This is a genomic window from Kitasatospora sp. NPDC004240, from assembly GCF_053603215.1.
Window position 1 is genome coordinate 1 of the sequence record NZ_JBSGFD010000020.1, and the last position, 22,973, is coordinate 22,973.

General features: G+C 71.9%; 19 protein-coding genes and 4 pseudogenes. 8 read left to right on the forward strand and 15 right to left on the reverse strand.

Annotated features, from left to right (window positions below; genetic code table 11):
• A pseudogene (locus ACWEQL_RS08205) lies at positions 1–226 on the reverse strand (integrase); the annotation flags it as partial.
• 274 nt (positions 227–500) lie between these two features.
• The gene (locus ACWEQL_RS08210) at positions 501–1,034 is read right to left on the reverse strand and encodes an SMI1/KNR4 family protein (protein ID WP_452149377.1); all 534 of its coding nucleotides are present in this window, start codon (positions 1,032–1,034) and stop codon (positions 501–503) included.
• 387 nt (positions 1,035–1,421) lie between these two features.
• Between ACWEQL_RS08210 and ACWEQL_RS08215 the strand changes: the two genes are divergently transcribed.
• A complete protein-coding gene (locus ACWEQL_RS08215) occupies positions 1,422–1,763 on the forward strand; it encodes a transposase (RefSeq protein WP_452149437.1) in 342 nt (113 codons plus the stop codon).
• Positions 1,764–1,779: 16 nt separating this feature from the next.
• On the opposite strand, the gene ACWEQL_RS08220 is transcribed toward ACWEQL_RS08215, so the two are convergent.
• Positions 1,780–2,178, reverse strand: a complete 399-nt coding sequence (locus tag ACWEQL_RS08220; protein ID WP_452149378.1) for a hypothetical protein — start codon at positions 2,176–2,178, stop codon at positions 1,780–1,782.
• A 362-nt stretch (positions 2,179–2,540) separates the two neighbouring features.
• On the opposite strand from ACWEQL_RS08220, the gene ACWEQL_RS08225 reads away from it, so the two are divergent.
• Positions 2,541–3,593 carry a DUF2690 domain-containing protein gene (locus ACWEQL_RS08225; RefSeq protein WP_452149379.1) on the forward strand — a complete coding sequence of 351 codons (1,053 nt, stop codon included), beginning with the start codon at positions 2,541–2,543 and terminating at the stop codon, positions 3,591–3,593.
• A 277-nt stretch (positions 3,594–3,870) separates the two neighbouring features.
• Here ACWEQL_RS08225 and ACWEQL_RS08230 read toward each other — a convergent pair whose 3' ends face one another.
• A complete protein-coding gene (locus tag ACWEQL_RS08230) occupies positions 3,871–4,269 on the reverse strand; it encodes a VOC family protein (protein WP_452149380.1) in 399 nt (132 codons plus the stop codon).
• 94 nt (positions 4,270–4,363) lie between these two features.
• Here ACWEQL_RS08230 and ACWEQL_RS08235 point away from each other — a divergent pair, with 94 nt between their 5' ends.
• On the forward strand, positions 4,364–5,353 hold the full coding sequence (locus ACWEQL_RS08235; protein ID WP_452149381.1) for a helix-turn-helix transcriptional regulator: 990 nt from the start codon (positions 4,364–4,366) through the stop codon (positions 5,351–5,353).
• Between the two features lie 87 nt (positions 5,354–5,440).
• On the opposite strand, the gene ACWEQL_RS08240 is transcribed toward ACWEQL_RS08235, so the two are convergent.
• Positions 5,441–6,580 (reverse strand): winged helix-turn-helix domain-containing protein, encoded by a 1,140-nt coding sequence (locus ACWEQL_RS08240; protein WP_452149382.1) that lies wholly within the window; start codon positions 6,578–6,580, stop codon positions 5,441–5,443.
• Positions 6,581–6,655: 75 nt separating this feature from the next.
• Between ACWEQL_RS08240 and ACWEQL_RS08245 the strand changes: the two genes are divergently transcribed.
• The gene (locus ACWEQL_RS08245; RefSeq protein WP_452149383.1) at positions 6,656–7,867 is read left to right on the forward strand and encodes an MFS transporter; all 1,212 of its coding nucleotides are present in this window, start codon (positions 6,656–6,658) and stop codon (positions 7,865–7,867) included.
• A gap of 220 nt (positions 7,868–8,087) precedes the next feature.
• Here ACWEQL_RS08245 and ACWEQL_RS08250 read toward each other — a convergent pair.
• Positions 8,088–8,462, reverse strand: a pseudogene (locus ACWEQL_RS08250) (LysR family transcriptional regulator); the annotation flags it as partial.
• A 122-nt stretch (positions 8,463–8,584) separates the two neighbouring features.
• On the opposite strand from ACWEQL_RS08250, the gene ACWEQL_RS08255 reads away from it, so the two are divergent.
• Together ACWEQL_RS08255 and ACWEQL_RS08260 are read left to right on the forward strand one after the other, a co-directional pair.
• Positions 8,585–9,583 carry an NADP-dependent oxidoreductase gene (locus ACWEQL_RS08255; protein WP_452149384.1) on the forward strand — a complete coding sequence of 333 codons (999 nt, stop codon included), beginning with the start codon at positions 8,585–8,587 and terminating at the stop codon, positions 9,581–9,583.
• Positions 9,584–9,608: 25 nt separating this feature from the next.
• Entirely contained in the window at positions 9,609–9,743 is a 135-nt protein-coding gene (locus ACWEQL_RS08260) for a hypothetical protein (protein WP_452149385.1), read from the forward strand.
• A 27-nt stretch (positions 9,744–9,770) separates the two neighbouring features.
• On the opposite strand, the pseudogene ACWEQL_RS08265 reads toward ACWEQL_RS08260, so the two are convergent.
• The 5 genes and pseudogenes from ACWEQL_RS08265 to ACWEQL_RS08285 all read right to left on the reverse strand — a co-directional run.
• Positions 9,771–10,727, reverse strand: a pseudogene (locus tag ACWEQL_RS08265) (right-handed parallel beta-helix repeat-containing protein); the annotation flags it as partial.
• Positions 10,728–10,868: 141 nt separating this feature from the next.
• A pseudogene (locus tag ACWEQL_RS08270) lies at positions 10,869–11,780 on the reverse strand (NAD(P)H-binding protein); the annotation flags it as partial.
• A gap of 61 nt (positions 11,781–11,841) precedes the next feature.
• Entirely contained in the window at positions 11,842–12,447 is a 606-nt protein-coding gene (locus tag ACWEQL_RS08275; protein ID WP_452149386.1) for a hypothetical protein, read from the reverse strand.
• A gap of 493 nt (positions 12,448–12,940) precedes the next feature.
• A complete protein-coding gene (locus ACWEQL_RS08280; RefSeq protein WP_452149438.1) occupies positions 12,941–13,585 on the reverse strand; it encodes an NADPH-dependent F420 reductase in 645 nt (214 codons plus the stop codon).
• A 64-nt stretch (positions 13,586–13,649) separates the two neighbouring features.
• Positions 13,650–14,462 (reverse strand): inositol monophosphatase family protein, encoded by an 813-nt coding sequence (locus ACWEQL_RS08285; protein WP_452149387.1) that lies wholly within the window; start codon positions 14,460–14,462, stop codon positions 13,650–13,652.
• A 116-nt stretch (positions 14,463–14,578) separates the two neighbouring features.
• On the opposite strand from ACWEQL_RS08285, the gene ACWEQL_RS08290 reads away from it, so the two are divergent.
• Entirely contained in the window at positions 14,579–15,523 is a 945-nt protein-coding gene (locus ACWEQL_RS08290) for a LysR family transcriptional regulator (RefSeq protein WP_452149388.1), read from the forward strand.
• Positions 15,524–15,568: 45 nt separating this feature from the next.
• On the opposite strand, the gene ACWEQL_RS08295 is transcribed toward ACWEQL_RS08290, so the two are convergent.
• The 3 genes from ACWEQL_RS08295 to ACWEQL_RS08305 form a co-directional block, all read right to left on the reverse strand.
• Positions 15,569–17,443, reverse strand: coding sequence for an ABC transporter ATP-binding protein (locus tag ACWEQL_RS08295; RefSeq protein WP_452149389.1), 1,875 nt, complete (start codon positions 17,441–17,443; stop codon positions 15,569–15,571).
• Positions 17,440–19,257 carry an ABC transporter ATP-binding protein gene (locus tag ACWEQL_RS08300; protein WP_452149390.1) on the reverse strand — a complete coding sequence of 606 codons (1,818 nt, stop codon included), beginning with the start codon at positions 19,255–19,257 and terminating at the stop codon, positions 17,440–17,442. The genes ACWEQL_RS08295 and ACWEQL_RS08300 overlap by 4 nt, the downstream gene beginning before the upstream one ends.
• Positions 19,258–19,633: 376 nt before the next feature.
• Positions 19,634–20,752, reverse strand: coding sequence for a serine hydrolase domain-containing protein (locus ACWEQL_RS08305; RefSeq protein WP_452149391.1), 1,119 nt, complete (start codon positions 20,750–20,752; stop codon positions 19,634–19,636).
• Between the two features lie 185 nt (positions 20,753–20,937).
• Here ACWEQL_RS08305 and ACWEQL_RS08310 point away from each other — a divergent pair, with 185 nt between their 5' ends.
• Positions 20,938–21,612 (forward strand): TetR/AcrR family transcriptional regulator, encoded by a 675-nt coding sequence (locus ACWEQL_RS08310; RefSeq protein WP_452149392.1) that lies wholly within the window; start codon positions 20,938–20,940, stop codon positions 21,610–21,612.
• A gap of 258 nt (positions 21,613–21,870) precedes the next feature.
• Here ACWEQL_RS08310 and ACWEQL_RS08315 read toward each other — a convergent pair whose 3' ends face one another.
• On the reverse strand, positions 21,871–22,947 hold the full coding sequence (locus ACWEQL_RS08315; protein ID WP_452149393.1) for an ROK family protein: 1,077 nt from the start codon (positions 22,945–22,947) through the stop codon (positions 21,871–21,873).
• Positions 22,948–22,973 lie beyond the last annotated feature (26 nt).

Sequence of the window (22,973 nt, forward strand, 5' to 3'; positions counted from 1 at the left end):
GCGACACAAGGCGCCGCAGCCTGTCGGTGGGGAGGTGGTGGGGCGGCCCCGCGAGGACCGCGCGGTCCGTGTCGGTGAACACCGGCTTCGCGGCCCGGCGCCGCAGAACCAGCAGTTGGTGCCGCAGCGCCAGGATCTCGATGTCCTTCTCCCGGCTGCCCATCGGCAGCGGCCGCAGCAGCGCGAAGGTGTTGGTCATGGCGAGGTAGGCCAGGCGCGGCAGCACAACAGATCATCATGCCGTCCGTGCTGCCCCGCGGGGAAGACAACCACAAGGCCGACAGACGCGACCCGCGGCCAGGTGACAAGGCTGCGACCAGGCCGGATGATTTATCGGCACCCACAAGGCCGTCGACAACCATGTGCAGCACGTGGTCCGGGCTCGGCAGGCCGGTGGTGTCGCGGATCGGCGGGGTCGGACTGTCCCCGGGCGCGGGTAGCCGGGCAGGTCCGGCAGGGGCGGGCGGCGGTGAATTTCCACCGCGGCCGGGCACTGCGGCTCACGGGCGCGGGCCTCCTTCGTCGCCCCAGGTGTCGTCCTGCTCGTACGTGACACCGCCCCGCATCCAGCTCTGGAGGATGAACGACGGCCTGTCGACTCCGTCATGGCAGCGTAGGAGGAACTCGACGAACGGGCCGGCGGTCTCGTGGCAATCGCCGTCCTCGGCACTCGTGATCACGATGCGCCAGTCGTCCGGATCCGGTTCCAGGGCGAGGAAGTGGAACAGCGTGCCGTCCTCGACACCGCCCCAGGTGATGAGCCGGCCCTCGCCGGCCCAGGGCCGGACCCAGTCGGGGTAGTCCTGTTCGTCGATCGTCCCGCCCCAGAGGTACGGACCCCAGAGGGATTCGGCCTCCTGCTCGGTACCGTCGACGGGCCTGCTCAACCCGAGGAACCCGTTCAGGACACCCGGGCCGTAGAGGTCCATGAACGCTTTGTAGTCGCTCGGCAGTGCGACGCCCAGGCGGGCTTCCGATGCCTCCCACAGTCGGGTATCCGCACGGCCCCACGCCTTCGGCTCGCCGAGCAGCACTCTGAGCCGCTCCGACGCCGTCGACTCCACGCCCACCACCATCCCTGTTCGAAACCCGTGCGCCGGACATTGTGCCGCCACGGTGCGACAACGGCCGAGCCGGACCGTGCGGAACCGACCTGCGCGAGCGCCGCCGCTGCCACGGCCGTGCTCGGGGGCGCCTGCCGTCCCCCTCGGGCCGCGTGTTCGTCCGGTCCGGCGGGACGGGTCGGCCCGCCGGAGGGAGACGATCGGGGCGGGCAGGTGCAGGGCCTGCCCGCTTCGGGGGTGGCGGGCTGAGCACCAAGCTCCACCTGGCCTGCGACGGGCGGGGCCGCCCGCTCGGCCTCGTCCTGTCGGGCGGCAACGTGAACGGCTGCGCCCGTCTGCCAACCGGTCCTGGAATCGATCCGCGTTCCCGGGGTCGGGCCGGGGCGCCCACGCACCCGGCCCGACCACGTGATCGCCGACAAGGGCTACAGCTCCCACAAGATCTGCGCCCACCTGCGCCGACGCGGAATCCGGCACACCGTCCCCGAACGCATCGACCAGGCGCCCGGCCGACTCAACCGGGGTTCGCGCGGAGGCCGCCCGCCCGGGTTCGACCGGCCGACCTACCGGCTCCGCAACGTCGTCGAACGCTGCTTCAACCGGTTGAAGCAATGGCGCGGCCTGGCCACCCGCCGTGACAAAACCCGTGAGTCCTACCAGGCCGCCGTCACCATCGCCTCGATCCCGCTCCGGATCTGAGCTTTGAGGACGATCTCTAGTACCACGCGGTGCCCCAGCTGGAGCACTCCTTCACCTGGCCCCTGTCCACGGCGCACACCCGGAAGGTGAACTGGTCTCCGGACTTCATGCCGGTGTTGGGGTTCTGGTTGGACGACCGTCCGTTGGTCCCGTTCTCCCAGCGGTGCCACAGCGTGCCCCTGACGGTGCTGCTGTTGACCTTCTTCCACTCGACGCGGGCCATGAGGGTGTCGTCCGGCGCGTTGTCCCAGAGCCGGAAGGTGTCGGTCTCGCTGATGTACTCCACCCCGGCGAGGTTGTGCGTGGTGCGCAGGAAGGTGGTCTTGGCGTGCGCCGTTCCGGTGGTGAGGGCCACGGAACCGGCGGTCAAGGTGACGGCGGCCACGGCGGTCGCGAGGACATGGTGAAAGCGCATGACTCTCCTTCTCTTCTCGGGCAGGAATTGCGCTGCTGTGCGGGGTTACGCAATCCGCATCAACCGGCGAATCGCTGGAGATGCCGATCCCGCTCCCCCGGAACCGGACCCATGACTGCCCGGCAGTCCGTCGCCCGGATAGGCCCTTTGGGGTTCGCATCGCGGAACTCGGGCCGCCGCCGGCACATTGTCCGGCAGGGCCGGTCCGGCGGGCCGGGATCGTTTCCGGGCGACCCGTGTCGTGCCAGTCGTAGCGACGGTCCGTCCGGCCGGGCACCACAGACTCTGCCGACCTTGCCGGGCCGCGGCAACGGCAAGCCGCCGGCCCGGACAGTCTGCTTCCGTCCGGCCTGGTCAGCGGCATGTCCGGGATCCTGTCCGGCGATGGACGGAAGCCGGGAGCAACCTTGTCCAGTGACATGCGCTCGACAATAATGCCGGACATGGGCCATCAAGGGGAGTTGGAACCGCGGGAAGCCCGGGATGCCGCTGCGTTCGTCGCGTTGCTGCGACAGCTCAAGGAACGGTCGGGGCTGACCTACCGACAGCTGGAAGAACGTGCGGCCGGGCAAGGTGCGGTGCTGGCACGCAGCACTCTGTCCGATGGATTACGCCGGAATGCGCTGCCGAGCGCGGAGACCTTGCGGTCGTTCCTTCGCGCCTGCGGGGAGGAAGGGCGTATCGACGCCTGGATGGAGGCTCGAGATCGGATAGCGGCCGGGACCTCTCCCGCCGGCCGACGAGAACAGGACCCGACGACAGGCTCCGAGCACACAGCAGCCGGCGTGGGGTGGAGTAGTGGGGCGGTGCAGCCGGACGGCGGCCGGCCCGCAACGGCGTCAGGCCCGGACGAGAGCTTCCCACGGCGGACCCGCCCGATCGGCCTTTCCATGGTCGTCGGTATGGCGTTGCTCCTGGCACTCGCCGGAGTTGCCGGTGCGGCCTATCTGCTCGACCGGGCTCCATTGACAACGAAGTCGCCCCCGGGCCCGAACGGAACGATGAGTGGCACCGCCGCGAAGGAATGCCATCACCTCACATGCCGGGGGGAGGACCCCAGAGAGCACCAGTGTGTCAATGACGCCGAAACGGCGGCCGGTGTCAAAACGGAGTACGGCCTGATCTCATTGTCGTACAGCGCGGCCTGCCGGGCGCTGTGGGCGGAGATCGATCCGTTCCAGGATCAAAGAATCGTGTCCGTCTACATGAAGTCGGACAAAGGAGATGCCCTGTCACTCAAGAGTGACCGCTTGATCGGAAACTCGAAGAACGGGAGGTACACCCCCATGCTGCCGTCCGAAAACCGGCCTCAACACGCCGAAGTCTGCGTCGCCTACCAGGAATTCGAGGCATGCGCCGACAGCGACGGTGTCAGCAGGGTGAAGCCCTATCCCTCTTCGCTGAAGTCCCCCTGAACTCACCGAGACCACGCCAGCCGGCTCCCGGAGTTCGAAACGGGCGTTCGTGGGAGGCGGTCCGGCCCGGCCGCCTTCGAAGGTCATAGCGGTCAACCCTCGATCGAGCCGCCTCTGAGCCGCCCGACGGTGGCGGACCATGACGGATGGCCGCCCTGGCCGATGCTGCCGCGGTGGCGGCGGGCCGACGCGGCGATTCGCTCGCAGTCTCGGATGATCCGGTCCGTACGGAGCGTGCCGCGCCGGGACCGGCCCCGCCCTGGCGGCCGCGTCGTCGTCAGCGGGCGAACCTCTCGATGGCCGCCGGTGTGACAGGGGTGAAGAAGTTGACGAGGTTGCCGTCGGGGTCACGGAGCAGGAGCGAGCGGTTGCCCCAGGGCATCGTGGTGGGCCCGGTCACGAAGTCGGCGCCGAAATCGACCAGGTCCCGGTGGACCCCGTCCACGTCGGAGACGAGGAATTCGATGATCACCGTGCTGTTGTCGGCCGGACGGGCGCAGCCGGGTGCGAAGAGTGCCACGGTACGGGTGCTGCCGATCGCGAGGGTCGCGCCGGCGGTCCGCAGTTCGGCGAAGTCCTCGGTGGACCAGTGCGCCTGTGCTCCGGTGGCTCGCTCGTAGAAACCGACGAGGCGTGCGACGTCGGCGGTGATGATCCGGGTCGAAACGAAGTCCATGGTGTTCTCCTCGGGTTGGTGAAGCCGTTGCACCTCGGACGCTAGAGCAGATAGTGGACAGAATCGGTCCAGTATCGACGCTAGGGTTGTGGTCATGGCTCGACCTACCAGTCGCGTGCTCACCCTCCTGGAACTCCTGCAGTCGGGCGGCACCAGGACGATGGCGGAACTCGCCGACCGGCTCGGTGTCGACGGGCGCACCGTGCGGCGGTATGTGGACCACCTGGTCGACCTCGACATCCCCGTCGAGGCGGTCCGTGGCCGCTATGGCGGGTACCGGCTCGCCCCCGGGTACCGGTTGCCTCCGCTCATGCTCAACGACGACGAGGCGCTCGCCGTGCTGCTCGGTCTCGTCGCCGGCCGCCGGGCGGGGTTGCCGGCGGCGGCCGGGACCGCGGGCGAGACGGCGGCGGCCAAGATCCGCCGTGCGCTGCCCGAGCGTCTTGCCCGTCGTCTCGACGCCGTCATGGAATCCCTCGCCTTCACGGCTGCGCCTGGCGAGTCGGCCGCCCCGGAGACGGGGGTTCTGCTCGCCGTCGCCGATGCGGTACGCCATCGCCGCCCGATCTCGATCAGGTACACCGACCGGGACGGCCGACGGAGCGAGCGCACACTGCACCCGTATGGGATCGTCCCCCATGAGGGCCGGTGGTACGTCACGGGCGCCGATCCCGAGGTCGGCCAGGACCGGACCTTCCGGCTCGATCGCATCGCGGACGCGAGGACCCTGCCGGGCTCGTTCGAGCCGCCCGCCGGGCTCGATCCGGCACGTCGCGTCCTGTCGGGCTTCGCCCAGGCCGCCTACCGGCACGAAGTGACGCTGCGGATCCACGGGACGGTCGAACAGGTCCGCGCCCGACTTCCCGCCAGCGTCGCGAGCGTGGCGGAGCCCGTTCCCGCGGACGGCGCGGATCCGCACACCGCGCGTTGGCTCCACGTCGAATTGAGAGCGGAGCGGCTCGACTGGTTGCCTCCTGTGCTCGCCTCGCTCGACCGGCCGTTCGTCATCGAGCGACCGGACGAACTCCGAGACCTCGTCATCGCGTTCGCCGACCGGCTCACAGCCTCCGCCCGCCGAGCCTGACGCCTGTCGGCATCCACGGCGGGAACCTCCGCCGCGGGTTCCCGAACCACTCGGCCCCGGGGCTGCACGGGTCGGGTGCCGGGGATGTCAGGGACGGACCGGATCAGCTGGGACGACACCCGGCATCCGGGCCTCGCGCCGCGGCTCACCCCGACCGCGGACACCTCGTTTCCGAGACCCCGGCATGCCTTCCGGCTCACGGGCAGGTGCCAGCGGTTCGGTCAGGAAACCGTGGCTGCCGGCCGGTTCATCCTCTGCGGTGGCTGCGAGTGCGTCTCCCAGCGCGGTGCGCCGGTAGAGCACGGACCGTCCCGATCGAGCACGGCTGAGCAGGCCGGCGTTGAACAGGACCGCCAGGTGGTCGCCGACTGCGCCGGTTGCCAGGCGGAGCTGGCGGGCGAGTTGGCTGGTACTGGCCGGAGTGTGCAGTGCGCTGAGGATCCGGGCGCGGGAACGTCCGAGAAGCGCGCCCAGGGCTTCGGGGGTGGCAGCGGGCGGTGTCTCCAAGAGGGCGGCGGTGCCGCGGGCGGGGTAGATCAGGGTCTTCGGCCAGGGGGCCTCCAGGTGGGCCGCCACGGCCGGCCAGACGAAGACCGAGGGGATCAGCAGCAGTCCCTCCCCGGCCAGCCGAACGGTGTCACCGCCGAGAAGGTCGAGCTCGATCGCCCCGTTCTGCCACAGCACGCCGTCGTGGAGCTCTTCGATCGCGGCCTCCCAGCCGTGCTCGCCGATCAGGCCCACGCGGTGCACCACATCTCGCTCGCAGATCGCGCGCAGCTGCGGCCAGTCGGGAGCCAGCAGCTCGTGCCAGGCCTGGTCCAGCGCGACGGCGATCCGCTCGACGACATCCGGTGCGGCCAGGACCTGCCGGATCCCGGGATGCCGGACCGGCTGTACGGCCGTGACCCGGGCGATCTCGGCGCGAGCCTGTGCCAGTGGCGTGGCCCGGATGACGGCGAGGTCGTCGGCCCAGGCCTGGGTCAGGCCCTTCGGCGGTACGGCGACGAAATCAGCACCGGACCGTGGTGTGTGCAGGGCGAGCGCCACATCCAGATCGGTCCCGCCACGCAACCGGTCGAATACGGGCCGCAACCGCGCCGCCCACGCGGCGGGCAGCTGACCGCCCCGGCCCTGCAGGACCCGCAGCAGGCCGGCCAGCTCGAAAGCAGGAGAGATGGCGAAGCGGCTGCGCAGCAGGGCCTCGGCGGCGACTTCGAAGCGAAGCATGCGACGAGCCTACGACCTTACGTCGGGGGACGAATCATTCGCTCGGCGGGAGTGCGCTCCGAGAGGCTGCAGCGCATGACGACAACCCTTACGGTGCCGCGTCGCACCACCTACAAAGAGGTCCTGGCCGAGCCCGGGTTCAGGCTGCTCTTCCTCACCCGGTCCGTTGCGATCACCGCCGATTCGCTGCGCATCTCGGCGTTCTCCGTGCTGGTCTTCACCACCACCGGTTCACCCTTCCTGAGCGCGGTGTCCTTCGGGGCGGGCTTCCTGCCCCAGATGTTCGGCACCGTGCTGCTCGGCTCGCTCGCCGACCGGCTGCCACCGAGGGCGCTGATAGCCGGCGGCTATCTGCTGGAGGGCGCGACGGCACTGGCCCTGGCACTGTTGCCGCTGCCCATCGCGGCGAACCTGGCGCTGGTGGCGCTCGTGGCCCTGCTGACACCGTTGTTCCACGGCGCCTCGGGACGGCTGGTGGCCCACTGGCTGACCGGGGACGCCTACGTGCTGGGACGATCGCTGAACAGCATGGCCGCCTCGGCCGCGCAACTGGCGGGCCTGGCCGTCGGCGGGGCAACCGTCGCGGCCCTCGGAACCCGACAGGCAATCGCCGTCGGCGCGGTACTTCATCTCGCGGCCGCCGCCGCGGCACGCCTGGGCCTGCCGGGCCTGCGCCCCGAAGGCCAGCCAGCCGGTTCCCCGGCGAGGGCCAGCCTCCACGGGGCAGCCACCCTCTTGCGTACCCGGGGCTCGCGACGGCTGCTGCTGGCGCAATGGCTGCCGGCCGCATCCGCGGCCGGCGCCGAAGGACTGGTCATCGCCTACGCGGGGCAGCACCACTTCGCCACCGGCACCTACGCCCTGCTGATGGCCTGCCTGCCCGTCGGCATGCTGGGCGGTGACCTGATCGTCGGTCGCCTCCTGCGGCCTCAGGTGCGGGAACGGCTGGTGGTCCCGCTGGCCGCAGTGACGGGACTTCCTCTGCTGGCCTTCGCGGCAGACCCCGAAGCCGCAACGAGTGCGGTCCTGCTGCTGCTTGCCGGGACCGGCTTCGCCTACGCCCTGGGGCTGCAGCGGGCCTTTCTGGACTGTCTGCCGGCCGACACCCAGGGCCAGGCGTTCGGACTGCTGCATTCCGGCACCATGACGCTGCAGGGCATCGGCCCGGTCTGCTTCGGCGTGCTCGCAACAGCCGTGGGAACCGGGACCGCGATGGCTTCGGCCGGCGCAGCCGCACTGCTGACCACCGGTTGGATCGCCACCTGGAACACCGCGGCCTCGAAGTAGTCGCATCGAAGAAGTTCATCGCTGCCATGCCCGACCGGCTGCGGAAGCCATCGCCGCCACCCGGCCTTCCGGCCCACATCGCATCGCCGCACGTGCGGGTTGTTCAACCCCTTGACGTGCCGGGCATGCCGCCCGGGCTCCTTGTGATGGCCAGTCCATCGTGCGCGTACCGGGCTGCATCAGCCTGCCCACGCCGGAGAGCGACAAGAACACCGACGACACTGATCTCCGCGTCAGGGTGATGGCGGCGCAGTTCCCGTACGGCGGCAGTGATCACCAGGTCTTCGACGTAGCCGATGGCGATTCGTTCGGTCTGGGTTTGCTCACGCACGGCCAGCTCGGCCTGGCGGGCGGCCTGCAACAGGGCTTGGCCCCGGGGGAGGAATGTCCGGCCGGCCGGAGTGAGCCGGGTGCCCTGGGGTGTGCGGTCCAGCAGGCGTACGCCGAGATACTTCTCGAGCCGCTGGATCTGGCGGCTCAACGCCGGCTGGGCCACGTGCAGTTCGGCGGCGGCCCGGCCGAAGTGCTGGTGCGCCGCCACCACGGTGAAGTAGCGCACCAGCCGCAGTTCCAGGTCCTGCCCGGGATCGTTCACCCTTCGAGCGTACGCGTCATACCGTTTCGGAATGACCGGGTTGCCGAACCGGTCTTGGACGGCCGTGCCGACCCGGGCCTTGACTGAAGGAGCAACGTTTCCCCGAGAAGGCGACAGGCGTGATGAAGGCGATCCAGTTCCACGAAGCGGGCGGGCCGGAAGTTCTGCAGTACGGCGAGGTGCCGGTTCCCGGGATCGGCCCGGGCGAGGTGCTCGTCCGGGTGCACGCGGCGGGCATCAACCCGCCGGACTGGTACCTGCGTGAGGGGATGAAGGTCATGCCGGCCGAGATGAGGCCGGCGCTGGAGTTCCCCCTGATCCCCGGAACGGACATGTCGGGCGTGGTCGAGGCGGTCGCTCCGGACGTGCTGGGGTTCGCCGTCGGCGATGAGGTCTTCGGCATGCTGCGGTTCCCCGGATTCGACGGCCGGACGTACGCCGAGTACGTGGCCGCGCCGGCTTCGGACCTGGCTCACAAGCCGGCCGGTATCGACCACGTGCAGGCGGCCGGGGCGCCGATGGCCGTGTTGACGGCCTGGCAGTACCTGGTTGATCTCGGCCACGACGTGCCGTCCCCCTTCACCGGCCGGGTGCACCGGCCGGTGCCGATCACGCCAGGAATGACCGTGCTGGTCAACGGGGCAGCCGGTGGAGTGGGCCACTTCGCGGTGCAGCTGGCGAAGTGGAAGGGGGCCCACGTCATCGCGGTGGCCTCGGGCCGGCACGAGCGGTTCCTGCGCGAGCTCGGCGCCGATGAGTTCATCGACTACACCAGGACGCGGGCCGCGGACGCGGTCAGCGGCGTCGACCTGGTGATCGACACCGTCGGTGGCCCGGACAGCTCACGCTTCCTGACCGTCCTCAAGCGCGGCGGCACCATGCTTCCGGTGTTCTTCGCCCGGTACGACCCGGAAGAGACGGCGCGTCTGGGCATCACCGTCTCGAACATACAGGTGCGTTCCAACGGCCCCCAGCTCGCCGAGATCGGGCGCCTGTTCGACGATGGCAAGCTCCAGGTCGGGGTGGACAGCACCTACCCGCTGCCCGAGGCGGGCCGCGCACACACGCGAGCCGCACAGGGCCACATCCAAGGCAAGATCGTGCTGACGGTGGTCCCGTGATCGCCGAACCCCGGCAGGCGGTGGCGTGGCGTACGGCTACCCGCTCGCCGCCGGCACCGGCTGGTGGGACACCCTCCCCACCGCCGTCCCCGAAGACCTCGACGGCGCCGCCGACGGGCGGTGCCTGAGCGCGGGAGGGCCCGCCCCGGCGGAGCCGTAGAGTCCTGCGGCCCCGCCGGGAAGGGGGTCAGCCGACGCGGACGCCCGGGTTGGTGAGCGCGGTGCCGCCGGTGACGGTGTTGTCGGCGGTGACGGTGACCGGGCAGGAGGCGGACCGGTTGGTCACGTTGATCGCGTACTTCGCGGCGTGGGTCCCGCTCGCGCCCGTCAGGTCCGAGCGGTTGTTGCGGAACACGGTGCCGCAGCCCCAGCCCGGGTCCTGGCTGTGCGTCTCGTAGCCGTGGTTCATGGTGCGCACGCCGGTGTTGTTCTCGATGACGTAGTCGTTGCCCTTCACGTCGATCCAGGAGTCGTCGTAGTTGACGTTGGTCAGGCCGTTGCCGTCGAAGCGGTTGCCGGAGACCAGGCCGCCGGTGGTGCCCTCCTTGAGGTCGACGTTCTCGCCGCCGATGTTCGGGCCGATCACGTTGTTCAGGATCTGCACGTAGTCGCTCTTGTCGGTGAGCGTGTTGGCGGTGCCGACGTAGACGCCCTCGCCCTTGCCGTCGCGCGCGGTGCCGGTGTCGTGCACGGTCGAGTTGCGCAGCACTCCGTAGCTGGAGGAGTTGCGGAAGTGCACGCCCTCCATCTTCATGTGGTTCACCGTCACCGAGTCCAGCACGACGTGGTCGGAGGCGTCGACCATGATGCCCTTCTGGGCGCCCGTCACGGTGATGCCCTGCACGGTCCAGTACGGGGCGTTCGCCAGGGCGAGGCCGTAGCCGCCGCCGGTCGTGGTGGTCAGGACGGCGCGGGGCGAGCCGACGAGGGTGATCCGGGCGGCGGCCGTACCCCCCGAGGTGATCCTGAAGTTGCCCTTGTAGGTGCCGTCGGCGAGCTGGATGGTCCGGCCCGGGACGGCGGCGGTCAGCGCGGCCTGCAGTTCCTGCGCGGTGGTGACCCTGACCGTGTTGCCGGACGTCGCGGTGGCGGTCGGCGTCGCCGTCGGTGTGGTGGTGGCCGTCTGCGTCGGCGTCGTGGTGGGTGTGGGAGTGGGCGTTGCGGTGGGGCTCGGCGTGGCCGAACCCGACGCCGACGAGGACGGGGACGACGAGGGGGTGGCGCCGGCCGAGGTCAGGGAGACGTCGTCGGCCTGGTACGGGCTGCCGTACCAGCCGCTGATCGTGACGGTGACCTGGGTGGTGGCCGGTCCGGTGGTGAAGCTCCGGGTCAGCTGCGTCCAGGCGGGGGCGTTGGCCCAGGTGGAGCTGGACACCCCGGTGCCGGCGGCGGCGAGGGTGACGTACGGGCCCTTGACCCAGGCGGTCAGGGTGTAGCCGGTGTTCGGCCGGACGGTGACCGTCTGGGTGCAGGCGCCGAGGTCGCCCGCGCCGGGGGTGGCGCTCAGGGCGGCGCTGCCGGAGCGCGGGGTGACGGCCGTGGGGGCGGCGGTGCCGGTGCAGACCCAGGGGGCGAGCGTGGCGGCCTCGAACCCGGGGTTGCCCAGCAGTTCGGTGGCGGCGTCGGCGCGGGAGGGCAGCAGGGCCAGGGCTGCGGGGCCCAGGCAGAGGGCGCCTGCGGCGGCGAGGCCTCGGTGGAGCCGGCGTCGGTCGTGCGTCATGAGGATGCGCTCCAGTGTGGGGGAAGAGCGGGTCAGGACATGCGTACGCACAACTTGGACTAGACCACTACGGGGCGTCAATGGGCGTTCGGGGGTCGGGCGGTGGGATCGGTCGGTGCAACCGATCCCCGCGAAACGGTGAGCCGTCGCCTCGGCGGCGGCGGCCTCCTCCCAGGTCCCGGGCCGACCGCGCCGCCGCCCGGCCATGTCGGTGCAGACCGAGGTGTCGGTGCGGTTGCGGGGTCCGAGCGTCGAGACGACGGCGTCCCGGCCGGTCACGGCCTCGCGGATCGCGGCCGGGTCCATGGCGTCCGCGGTCACGGTGCGCAGCTCCGGGTGGCCGGTGTGCGGCAGTCGGGCCGGGTCGCGGACCACGGCCGTGACGTGGTGGCCGGCCTCCAGGGCGTGCCGTTTCCTCTTCGCCGGGATCCCGGCCCACGTGTGGACGCCGCGCCACGCCCGGTGGGCCGGAGGCACCGCACATCGTGCGGCGCCTCCGGCCCGTCCCTTCGGGGGAACCGGTCAGGCGGGACGGGGATCAGGCGCGGGCGAGGTAGAAGCCGCCGTGGCCGCTGCAGCCGGTCGGCCAGTGGGCGCCCGCGCGCCACCCCGCCGGGATGGGCGAGTTGGGGCAGGTGAGCAGGCCGACCTTGGGGAGCTGGTGGTACCAGAGACCGGCGTTGTGGCAGCCGTAGACCTGGTAGCCGGTGACGACGTACCCCGGGACGATCGGGGACCCGCCGCAGGTCCAGATCCCGTCCTTGACGAGGTTGTGCCGCCAGGAGCCGACACCGTTGCAGCCGGCCGGGCTGTGGTCGGTGATGACGTACCCGGGGACTATCGGGGAGCCGCCGCAGGTGTAGAGCCCGTCCTTGGCCGGCTGCTGGTACCAGGAGCTCCAGCCGTTGCAACCGTTCCTGTCGTAGGCGGTGAGGACCCAGCCGTCCGGGATGGCGGCGCCGGCGCAGGACCACCGGCCGGGGCCGTCACCCCAGCCGGACGGCTGGGCGGCCGCGGTCGACATGCCGGTGGCGGTGCCGGTGAGGGCGAAGGCGGCGACGAGCGCGAGCGCGCCCATCGTGGCGCCGATGCCGCGGCGGACGACCGCGCCGGTCAGACGCTTCCACAGATGACGGAGACGCATGGTCGGTTCACTCCAGTCCTGGCGGCGGGCGCGCGTGACGCCCGCTGGGTCGGGGGGATGGCCGAGCAGTGGAACGAGCCTCACCCTAGTGTGGAGATTTCATGGATTTCCGGTGACCGAACTGCGGAGGCGGCAACTTGGCCGGAACATGCACAACAGCGTCCGGCCGGGAGTGCTCCGGCACGGTCGTCCGCGCCGTCCACCGGCAGGATCCCCGGGGGTTCGGCGGCCCGGGCAGGAACGGCCGGGGCCGTAGGGATGGTCGGCCCTGCCCGGACGACCCTGCCGCGCCGGTGTCGTCCACGATCAGGACGCCTCCCGGATCGGCCGAGCGCTCGACGACGTACTCACGCACGTCACCGGGCACCCCGTCCGAACCCCCAACTCGACCCCGCTCCGCGCGAGTCCGCACCCCCGCAGCGGGCGTGGTCCGTGCCGGTGCCCGGCTGCCTCGCACGAGTCCGCCGCCGGGCCTGAGCCCGGTCCTGAGGGGTCAGCGGGTGAGGGAGACGGCGAAGGGCTCGAAGCCGTGTCGGCGCAGGATGTGGGGCACCAGGAGGATCATGGCCTCGGTGGCGCGGGCCGTGGTGATGCCGCCGAGGTCCTCGATCCATGCGGGCTGCCAGCCGAGGTCGCCGAGCAGGCCGGTGACGGTCTTCTTCGCGTTCCGGTCATCGCCCGAGAGATAGGCGGTCGGTGGGGTGGCCAGGGTGTCGGGGGCGGTCATGACCGTGAACAGCATGGTGTTGAGGGTCTTGACCACACGGGTGTCCGGGAGTGCGGCCTGGAGGTGCTCGGCGAGGCTGCTGCCGGGATAGCACAGGTCACCGGGCAGACCGTCGTCGGCGTCGCGGGTGGCGTTGGAGACGTCGACGAGGAGTTTCCCGCGGAGCTCGGCGCGCAGGCCGGCCAGGCGCTCCAGGGAGGTGTCGCCGGGCGTCGCGTTGATCACGATGTCCGCGGTGCGGGCGGTGGTGCGCTGGTCGGCGAAGGCGATCCGCGGGGCGATGCCGGAGGCGAGGGCCGCGGTCTCTTCCGGGTTCCGGACACCGAGGGTGACACGGTGTCCGGCTGCGGAGAGCTTGCCGGCGAGGTTGGCGCCGACGCGGCCGGCGCCCAGGATGCCGATGTCGGTCATGCCGATGCTGGTCATGAGGTGGATGCTCCCTGCGGTGTGAGGTGGGTGGAGCGGAGGTGTCCGGTCAGGCGATCGGCGACAGGACCGTGAGGGCGGCGGGGTGGAGGCCGGGGGCGGCGGCCAGGAAGTCGCGACTGCCCGTGGTCCAGGGCTCGCCCGCCAGGTCGGTGACGGTGCCTCCGGCCTCGGAGACCAGCAGCGCACCGGCGACCAGTCCGGAGCGGACGTCGGAGAACTGCCAGAAGGCGTCGGTGCGTCCGGCCGCGACGTGGATGAGCTGCATCGTGGCGGGAACGGACACGCGCACGACCAGGCCGTTGACGAGCATGGCGGTGACCGAGTCGCCGATCCGCCGGAAGGTGCGCTCGTCCTCACCGGGCCTGGCCTGGCCGGTGCCGACGAGCGCGGCACCCAGATCGGTCTTGGCGGACACCTTCAGGGGCCGGCCGCCCAGGCGGGCGCCGCCGCCGGCGACGGCGGTGTAGGTGTCGCCGGTCAGCGGCAGGTGGACGACGGTGAGCACCGGCCGGTTGTCGCGGACCAGGGTGGCGGTCACGGCCCAGTCCTCCATGCCGTGAACGTGGTTGATGTTGCCCTCGGCGGGGTCGACGACCCACCACTCCCCCGACGGGAGCGCACCGCCGGCCAGTTCGTCCTCGGCCCACCGCGATCCCCGCCGGGCCCGCAGCAGCGGCTCCCGCAGCACGTCCAGCACCGCGTCGTCGTTGGCGTGGATCTCGGCGACGACCTCCTCCAGACTCACGCCCCGGGCGTGCGGGGTGTGGCGCTCGCGCAGGGTGAGGCCGGCGGCCTTCACCGCCGCGGTCACCTCGGGCAGGAGCGTCGTACCGGCGGCGAAAGGCATGGCTGTGCTCATGGCGGGCTCCCTGGGGTTCGATGTGTGCGGGCGGTCTGTCTCGCGTCCGCACTTCGACGGTAGGGGCCCCTGTCGTTAACAACAAGTGCATGCTGTTCACTCGTAGAGTTACTGTCATGCAACTGGATCTGAACCTCCTCACGGCCCTGGACGCACTGCTGGAGGAAGGCAGCGTGGCCGGCGCCGCGGCACGCCTCCACGTCACCGCACCGGCGATGAGCCGCTCACTGGGCCGCATCCGCAAGGCCACCGGCGACCAGATCCTGGTCCGCACCGGCCGCACCATGGTCCCCACCACCCGCGCGCTGGCCATGCGCGCCCAGGTCCACGCCCTCGTCCAGCAGGCCCATCACCTCCTGTCCGCCCAGCAGGAACTCGACCTGACGGCCCTGGACCGGGTGTTCACCGTGCGCTGGCACGACGCCCTGACCGCCGCCTGCGGCACCGCCCTGATCACCGCCGTCCACCGCCGGGCCCCCGGCGTCCGGCTGCGCCTGTCCGCCGAACCCGGGACGGACGACGCCGAGTTGCGCCGCGGTGAGGTCGACCTCGAATCGAGCTCCAGCGCCCCCACGCTCCCCGACATCCGCCACCGCCTCGTCGGCGGCGACCGGCTGATCGTCGCCGTCCGGCCGGGCCACCCCCTCACCGAAGGCCCGCTGAGCATCGAGCGCTACGCGGCCGCCGAACACCTCACCGTCTCGCGACGCGCAAGCCTGCGCGACCCGATCGACGACGCGCTGAGCACCCGCGGCCTGGAGCGACGCGTCGTCGCCGCCGGCCCCACCGCCACCTTCGCACTGCAACTCGCCCTCGACACCGACCTGGTGGTCACCCTCCCCGACGCGGTCACCCGCGCGGCCCGGGAACGACTCGGCCTCGCCACACTGCCACTGCCGCTCCCGCTGCCCGAGGTCCCCCTGTACCTGCTGTGGCACCAGCGCTACGACGACGACCGCGCCCACGCCTGGCTGCGTGAGACGGCCGCCGAAACCGTCCGGACGTTGTTCGCGCCACCGACCGCCTCCCGACAGCCCCTCACCATCCGGCCCGGGCGATGACGGACAACCGGGGATCGGGGCCGTGGCGGCCGGCTCCCGTTCTCGTCACCATCGGGTCCGTGCTCGGCCATCGGCTCCTCCTCGGGGATGAGGAGAAGGAGGCGGCCCGGCCCCGTCGGCCGGCCGCTCACCGGTTCGTTCGGCGTGCTGGGGAACCTCGAAGCCCCCGGCGGGCGTGCGCCGGCGGACCGTGGCCGGGTGGGCCAGGCGCCAGCCGTGGGCACGCCGGCGTTCGCGCCAGAAGTGGGCGTACCGGCCGTCGGATGCGAGCAGTTCGGCGTGGTCACCCTGCTCCACGGCGCGACCCCGGTCGAGGACCACGATGTGGTCCGCCTCGCGCAGTGTGTTCAGCCGGTGCGCGATCACCAGAACGGTTCGGTCCCGTGCGAGGGCCGCCATCGCCTGCTGCAGGGCGTGCTCGTTGTCGGCGTCCAGCGCCGCCGTCGGCTCGTCGAACAGCACCACGGGGGTGTCCTTCAGGAGGGCGCGCGCGATCGAGATGCGTTGCCGCTCACCGCCGGAGAGACGGCTGCCGCCCTCCCCGACCGGCGCCTCCCAGCCGCCCGGCAGGCGGTCGGCGATGTCGTCGACCCGCGCGGTGCGGGCCGCGGCGAGGACCTCCTCGTCGGTGGCGTCGGGCCGGCCGACCCGGATGTTGTCGCGAATGCTCCCGTCGAAGAGGTGGACGTCCTGGAAGACCACGGAGATGGCCGCCATCAGATCCTCGCTCCGCATCTCGCGTACGTCCACACCGCCGACCCGGACCGTGCCGGCGTCGGGATCGTAAAACCGCGCGATCAGCTTGATCACGGTCGTCTTGCCGGCACCGGACGGACCGACCAGGGCGGTCATCCGACCTTGCGGCACGCGCATCGACAGCCCGTCCAGGACCGTGGCGCCGTCGTAGCCGAAGCGTACGTCGTCGAGTTCGAGGTCGGCGCCGTCCGCCTGCTGCGGCGCCGCCGGTTCGGGCAGCGTCCTGGTGGCGAGCAGTTCGTCGATCTCGGTCAGCGCGTTCTCGGCGACGCGGATCGCGCCACCGAGTTCCGCGGTGAGCATGATCGGCTCGACGAACCGGACCGCCAGCACCAGCAGGGCGATCAGTTCGGCCGCCCTCAGCGAGCCGTCGAGCGCCAGGTCGGTGCCCAGGGTCAGCAGCACGACGAACGACGCCTGCGCGACGAAGCCGAGCGCGACCACGCCGGGCACGGCGGCACGCAACGTCCGGCGACCGGCCGCGTGCTGCGCGACGAGCGCCTGGTCGAGTTCGGCATGCCCCCGGACCGTACGGCCGAAGGCCCGCAGCACCGGTTGGGCCCGGGCGAATTCGACGATCCGCCCGGCGGCATCGGCATGGATGCGGTCCGTGTCCCGGTCGGCGGCCTGCAGGGCACGGCCGGCCACGCGGTACACCAGCGCCACCGCGACCGCGGCGACGGACATCGAGACGGCCAGTCGCCAGTCGAACAGGAACATCGCGAGCACCACGACCAGCGGTGTGACGAAGGTGTCGACCAACTGCCGCAGAAGGTGCGCCGGCACCCCCATGATGTCGACCACGCGATGCGCGGCCAGGCGTCCGAGTCCGCCGACGCGATCGGCGGTGAACCAGGACAGCGGAAGCCGCGCGACCTTGTCGCCGATCCGGTGGTGCAGGTCGCGGCTCAGACCCGCGCCGGTCCGGAAGCCGGCCTGCGTCGCCGGGTAGCCCACGGCCGCGCAGCCGACCCACAGCACCGCGAGCACGATCACCCACGGCCAGGCCCGTTCCGGTTCTTCGCCGAGCAGTTCGCGAAGGATCGGGACGAGCAGGACGAACGCCGCGCCCTGCAGCAGCGCCGCAACGGTGAACCGGCCGAGCAGCCGGCGCAGCGCACGGTCGTGCGCCGGGCCGAGTGCGGTGAACAGTCGTCGGATCACCGTGCCCCCTCCTTCGCGGTGCCGGCCCCGGCGTGGGGGTCGTGATCGTCGGCGCCCTCGGGCCCGGTCCGTTCCTGCAACCGCCACATCCGCGCGTACCGTCCACCGGCGGCCAGCAGTTCCTCGTGGGTGCCCTGCTCGACCGTCCGGCCCCGGTCGAGCACCACGATGCGGTCGACGCCGACCAGCGGGGCCAGCCGATGCGCGACGACGAGCACCGTCCGCCCGACCGCCAGCTCCGACAGTGCGTCCTGGATCAGCGCCTCCGACTCGGCGTCGGCGTGGGCCGTCGCCTCGTCGAGCACCACGATCGGGGTGTCCGCGAGAATCGCCCGCGCGATGGACAGCCGCTGCGCCTCACCACCGGAGAAGCGGACCTCACGGCCGACCCTGGAGTCGTAGCCCCGCGGCAGCGCGCGGATGCGTTCGTCGACGGCCGCCGCCCGGGCCGCGCGGCGCACCGTCCCGTCGTCCGCGTCGGGACGGGCGAGGCGGATGTTGTCCCGCACGCTGGCGTCCAGCAGTTGAACGTCCTGCAGGACGAACGACACCAGCCGGTACAGCTGCTCCGGTGCGATGTCGCGCAGGTCGACGCCGCCGATCGTGACGGTGCCGCGGGTCGGGTCGAAGAAGCGCGGCAGCAGCTTGGCCAGGGTGGTCTTGCCCGAGCCCGAGCTCCCGACGAGTGCCGTCACGGTGCCCGGTTCGAGCACCAGGTCGATGCCGCTCAGCACCGTTCGGTCCGCGTCGTAGCCGAACTCCACCCCGGACAGCTCCACCCGGGCGCCGCCGCCGAGCTCGGGCCGCCGCGGTGCCGTGGGGAGTGCCAGCTCCGGCGCCACGAGCAGCGCACCGACCCGCTTGGCCGCCGCACGCGACTTCTCCACGTCGTCGCCGTAGTGGTGCAGCGCCTGCAGGGGCCCGGCCAGCCCCAGTCCGAGGATCGTGAACGGCAGCAGCTCGACCGCCGGAAGGCGGCCGGAGGAGACCAGCGCCGTACCGCCGGCCAGGACGGTGAGCAGGATGGTGACCGGGCTCAGCGCCAGCTGCGAGAGCGCGCTCGCCCGGTAGGCCTTCGAGATCCAGGCGAGGAAGAAGTCCGCGAAGTCGTCGGCGGCCTTCGCGTACTGCCGGTGGGCCCGCCCGGCCTGCCCGAACATCTTCACCACCGCGATGCCCTCGACGAATTCGACGACCCTGCCGACGATGCGCTGCTGCGCCTCGTCGAAGGCCGCCGTCTGCGCGTCCAGGGTCATCGCCGTCCGGACGAACAGCGCGACGCCGGCCACGATCGGGATCAGCAGGATCAGTGCCATCCGCCGGTCGACCCGGAACAGGTACGCGAGCGTCGCCAGCGGCGTGAGCGCGCTGGAGGTGAGGCTCAGCAGCGTGTGCGCGACCAGGTGGTGCATCGTGTCGACGTCGTGCTGGACCGCCTTCCCGATACCGCCCGCACCCTGGTCGGTGAACCACCCCAGCGGGACGCGGCCGAGCCGGTCCACCAGCCGTCGGCGCACCGACAACTGGAAGTCCAGATCGGCACGGTGCGCGAGGGTGCCCGCCGCGGTGGTCAGCAGCAGCCAGAGCGCCGACGCGGCCGCCGCGATCACGGCCACCGTCCAGGCCCGGCCCCGGTCGACCGGGCCGGCCACCAGCAGTACCCGGGCCAGTTCGGCCACCGCGGCGAGCGGTACGAGGGCGATCAGCGCCGCGACGGCCTGCAGACCAATCGCCGTGCCCAGCCGCGATCGGACGGGGCGCAGTAACTCCCCGAGGCCCACGGCATCCGGGGGTCGTGCCTGCTCGGTACTCATCGGGCCCCGTCGCCTTCCGGCCGTATCCGCGGCCGGGTGCCGTGCGGCAGGGCGACGGCCGTCGAGCGCCGACCGCCGCCCTCCGCGGGGCGGGCGGGCGGCCCGGGGGCGTCCTGGGCGGGGTTCGTGGTTCTCGTCGCGGTACAGGGCCGGCCGCCGCGGGGCAGGCGGGCCGTGGGAGCGAACGGATCGACGGGGGCGGCGGTCATGCCGGGACGACCTTCCTGTGACGGTCTTCGGGGGGGCGGTGCGGCCGGTGCCTTCCGGGGTGCTGATCGGCTCACCGGGAGAGGGGTGATCCGGACACCGCGGTCCGGACACCGTGGTCCGGGTACTGGGGCTGCACGGTGGCGCCGCCCCTCGCCGGTGGTCCCGGTCAGCCGTACATCGCCACGCGGTGGAGGGCCGCGAGCGCGTCGTCGATGGGATGGGGCTGCGGCCTGCCCGAAGGGTCGAGCCTGTTCCACCTCTGCATGTTCACCGCGACCGCCATCTGCCGTTTGCCGTCGGCACGGGTCATGGCCAGTGCTCCGCCGCCCCAGACCGTGCCGCCGTGGCCCCAGAAGGTGCCCTGGCCGGGGCCCTCCGTCGGGTACAGGCCGAGGCCGTAGTCGATCACCCGTCCCTCCTGGGAGACGATCGGGACGGTCCGTTGCATCTGCGCCAGCGACGACGGATTCACGATCTCGCCGGCCAGCAGCATGCGGTAGAAGCGGTTGAGGTCCGCGACGGTCGATATCAGCGAGGCCGACGGCCCCGTCCACGACATGTCGTAGAGGCTGTAGTCGCGCGGCGGGTCGATCATGCCGAACCACGCCTCGTAGAGCTGCGAGTGTTCCCCTTCGATGTGGGGTCCGACGGGGAACGCGGTGTCCCGGAGTCCGGCGCGCTCGATGACGTTCCGGGTGATGCACCGCTCGGCCGCCGTGCCGGTCACCTCTTCCAGAAGCCGGGCGAGGAGCAGGTAGTTGGTGTTGGAGTACGTCCCCGGCGTGCCGCCGGGAGTGCCGACGGCGGGTGCGGTGACCCCCATCTCGATCAGCTCGACGGGGTCGAACCGCGTGAGCCGGTGTTCGTCCAGGCTCTGCGGCCCGGTGTCCGCGAGGACGGGGAGGGCCTTGAGCGAGGGGTAGGCGTAGGGGAGGTATTCGGCGAGGCCGCTGGTGTGGTTGATCAGCATCCGGACCGTGATCGCGCCACCGCGTCCTCGGGGCACCAGCCCCGGAAGGTACCGGCCGATCGGCGTGTCGAGACCGATTCGACCGGCCTCGACCTGCTGCAGGACCGCGGCGGCGGTGAAGGTCTTGGTGATGCTGCCGACCCGGTGCCGCAGGCCGGCGGTGACGGGGCGGCCGGTGGCGGTGTCCGCCACCCCGGCGGCGCCGCGCCAGACCTGGTCCCCGTCGCGCACCTCGGCGAACAGGCCCGGCATCCCGGCGCGGTGGACGGCTTCGACGGCGGCATCCAGCGCCGCGGGATCCAGTGAGTTCCTCACGACATGAGTCCTTTCGCACTGCTCGGGGTGAGTTCCACATCCATCGCCCGACCTGGGCGACAGGCACACGTGACACGCCGGCCGGCCTGCTGCCGGATCGCCCGGCGCGCTCATGAGGCCATTATGCACGCGGTGCGTGCAACACCAAGTGCATTGGCTAGACTGGGCTCGACGAGAGGGGCGAAATGGCAGCTCGCAGGCGTTGGTCGACCGAGGAGATCCTGGACGCGGCAGCGGAGTTGCTGCGCACGAGCGACACGGAGTCGTTCAGCGTGCGCAAGCTCGCCGCCACCCTCGGGACCGATTCCTCCAGCCTGTACCGGCACTTCCGCAGCAAGATCGAACTGCTGCGCGCGGTCGCCGACCGGGTCCTCCTGGCCTCCATGGACGGCTACCGCGCCGAGGGTGACTGGAAGGAGCGCATCACCGCCCTCGCCCTGCGCATGAGGGAGACGTTCGGCCGGCAGCCCCAGCTCGCCGCGGTCTGGGGACGGTACGCGTCAGGCGGCGCCGGGTCCCGGCTGGTCATGGAAGAGGTGCTGCAAGCCCTGCGCGCGTCGGGACTGCCCGACGAGGAGATCCCGGCGCGCTACCACCGGCTCGCGGTCCTCATCTCCGCGTTGATCGCCTCCGAGGCCGGAGTCAGCACCATCACCCCGGAGGAGTACGAACAGGGCATGGAGCTGTTCCGCGTCGCGGTACTCGGCGCCGACCCCGAACGCTTCCCCGCACTGGCCCACTTCGCCCGCGACGTCCGCCCCCTCGGGGTCGACCGCCGCGCCGCGTTCGAGGAGATCCTTGCCGCCCAACTCGCCCACATCGAGGCCTCGATCCCCCCGAGCCGGCCGACCGGCCCGTAAGTGCCCTGCGCCGGCACCGACCCCTGATCGCGAACCCGCGGAAGGACGGTGCTCGACGACTTCGGGGAGGCCGCCGGTCCTACCGCCGGACCCGGACCCGCCACATGCGAAAGCCGCCGCTCCAACGGCACCCGGCGCCGTGGACACCTCGACCGGGAGAACGTCCCGCACCTCCGTTCCCGGCGGGCCGTCAGCCGACATCGCAGCGACCGGGATCCCCGGGAGAGTCAGGCCGAGGGCGGACGCCGGCGGGCGCCGTCATCCGAACAGGCGGGCCAGGGCCAGCGCGGCGGCGCCCTGCGGGACGGCGAGGTCGGTGGCGCGGGTGAGGGTGACGTGCTGCCAGTGCGGGTCGGGCAGGCGGCCGGCGAGCTCGGCGCGGATCGCCGTCTCGTAGGGTGTCGGGTCCGCGAGGAGGGCGGGGCCGCCGAGGACGACTTCCTCGACGTCGAGGAGCCGGACCAGGTTGGCGACGCCGAGGGCGAGCGCGGTCGCGGCCTCCCCGGTGCGACCGGCGCGCAGGGCGGTGAGGCAGACGGCCTCCAGGCATCCGCGGGCGCCGCAGGCGCACAGCGGGCCGGCGGGGTCGATGCACTGGTGGCCGAACTCGCCGGCGTTGGTGCGTGCCCCGCGCTGGACCTGCCCGCCGAGGACCAGACCGGCCCCGACCCCGTCGCCGAGGTAGATGAAGGCGCGGTTGTCGAGGCCGAGGCCGCTCAGGACGCCGGCGGTGGTGTTCTTCTCGACGAGGACCGGCAGCCCGGTGCGCGCCTGCATGGCCTCGCGCAGGTGCAGGCCGTGCCAGGTGGGCATCCCGGTGACCTGGTGGAGGATGCCGTCGCGGGTGTCGAGGGGTCCGGGGCAGGCGAGGCCGAGGCCGAGGACGTGGTCCGGCGCGGACCGTGCCGTGAGGTCCCGGACCATGGCGGCGATCAGTTCGAGGGTCGGGCCGGGCTCGCCGTCCGCATCGACCGGCGCCCCGGCCTGTGCGGTGACCGCGCCGGTGAGGTCGACCCTGAGCAGGCGCAGTTCGCGGCGGCCGATCTCGACGCCGAGGGCGCAGCGGGAGTCGGGGACGAGGCGCAGCAGGGTCCGGGGTTTGCCGCTCTGTCCGGCGACGCGTTCCTGCCCGGCCTCGGTGAGCAGGCCGTCGTCGAGCAGGCGCGCGGTGATCTTGCTGATGGCCTGGGCGGTGAGTCCGGTACGGGTGGCCAGTTCGACCCGGCTGGTGCCGTTGTCGGCGGCGGCGCGGACCGCGCGCAGGACGGCGGCGTCGTTGCGGTCGCGGAGCAGGGCGAGGTTGAGGGCGCTGTGCGGGGCGGGGTCGGTGGTCACCTGTCGATTATGGGAGCTTGCCGGTT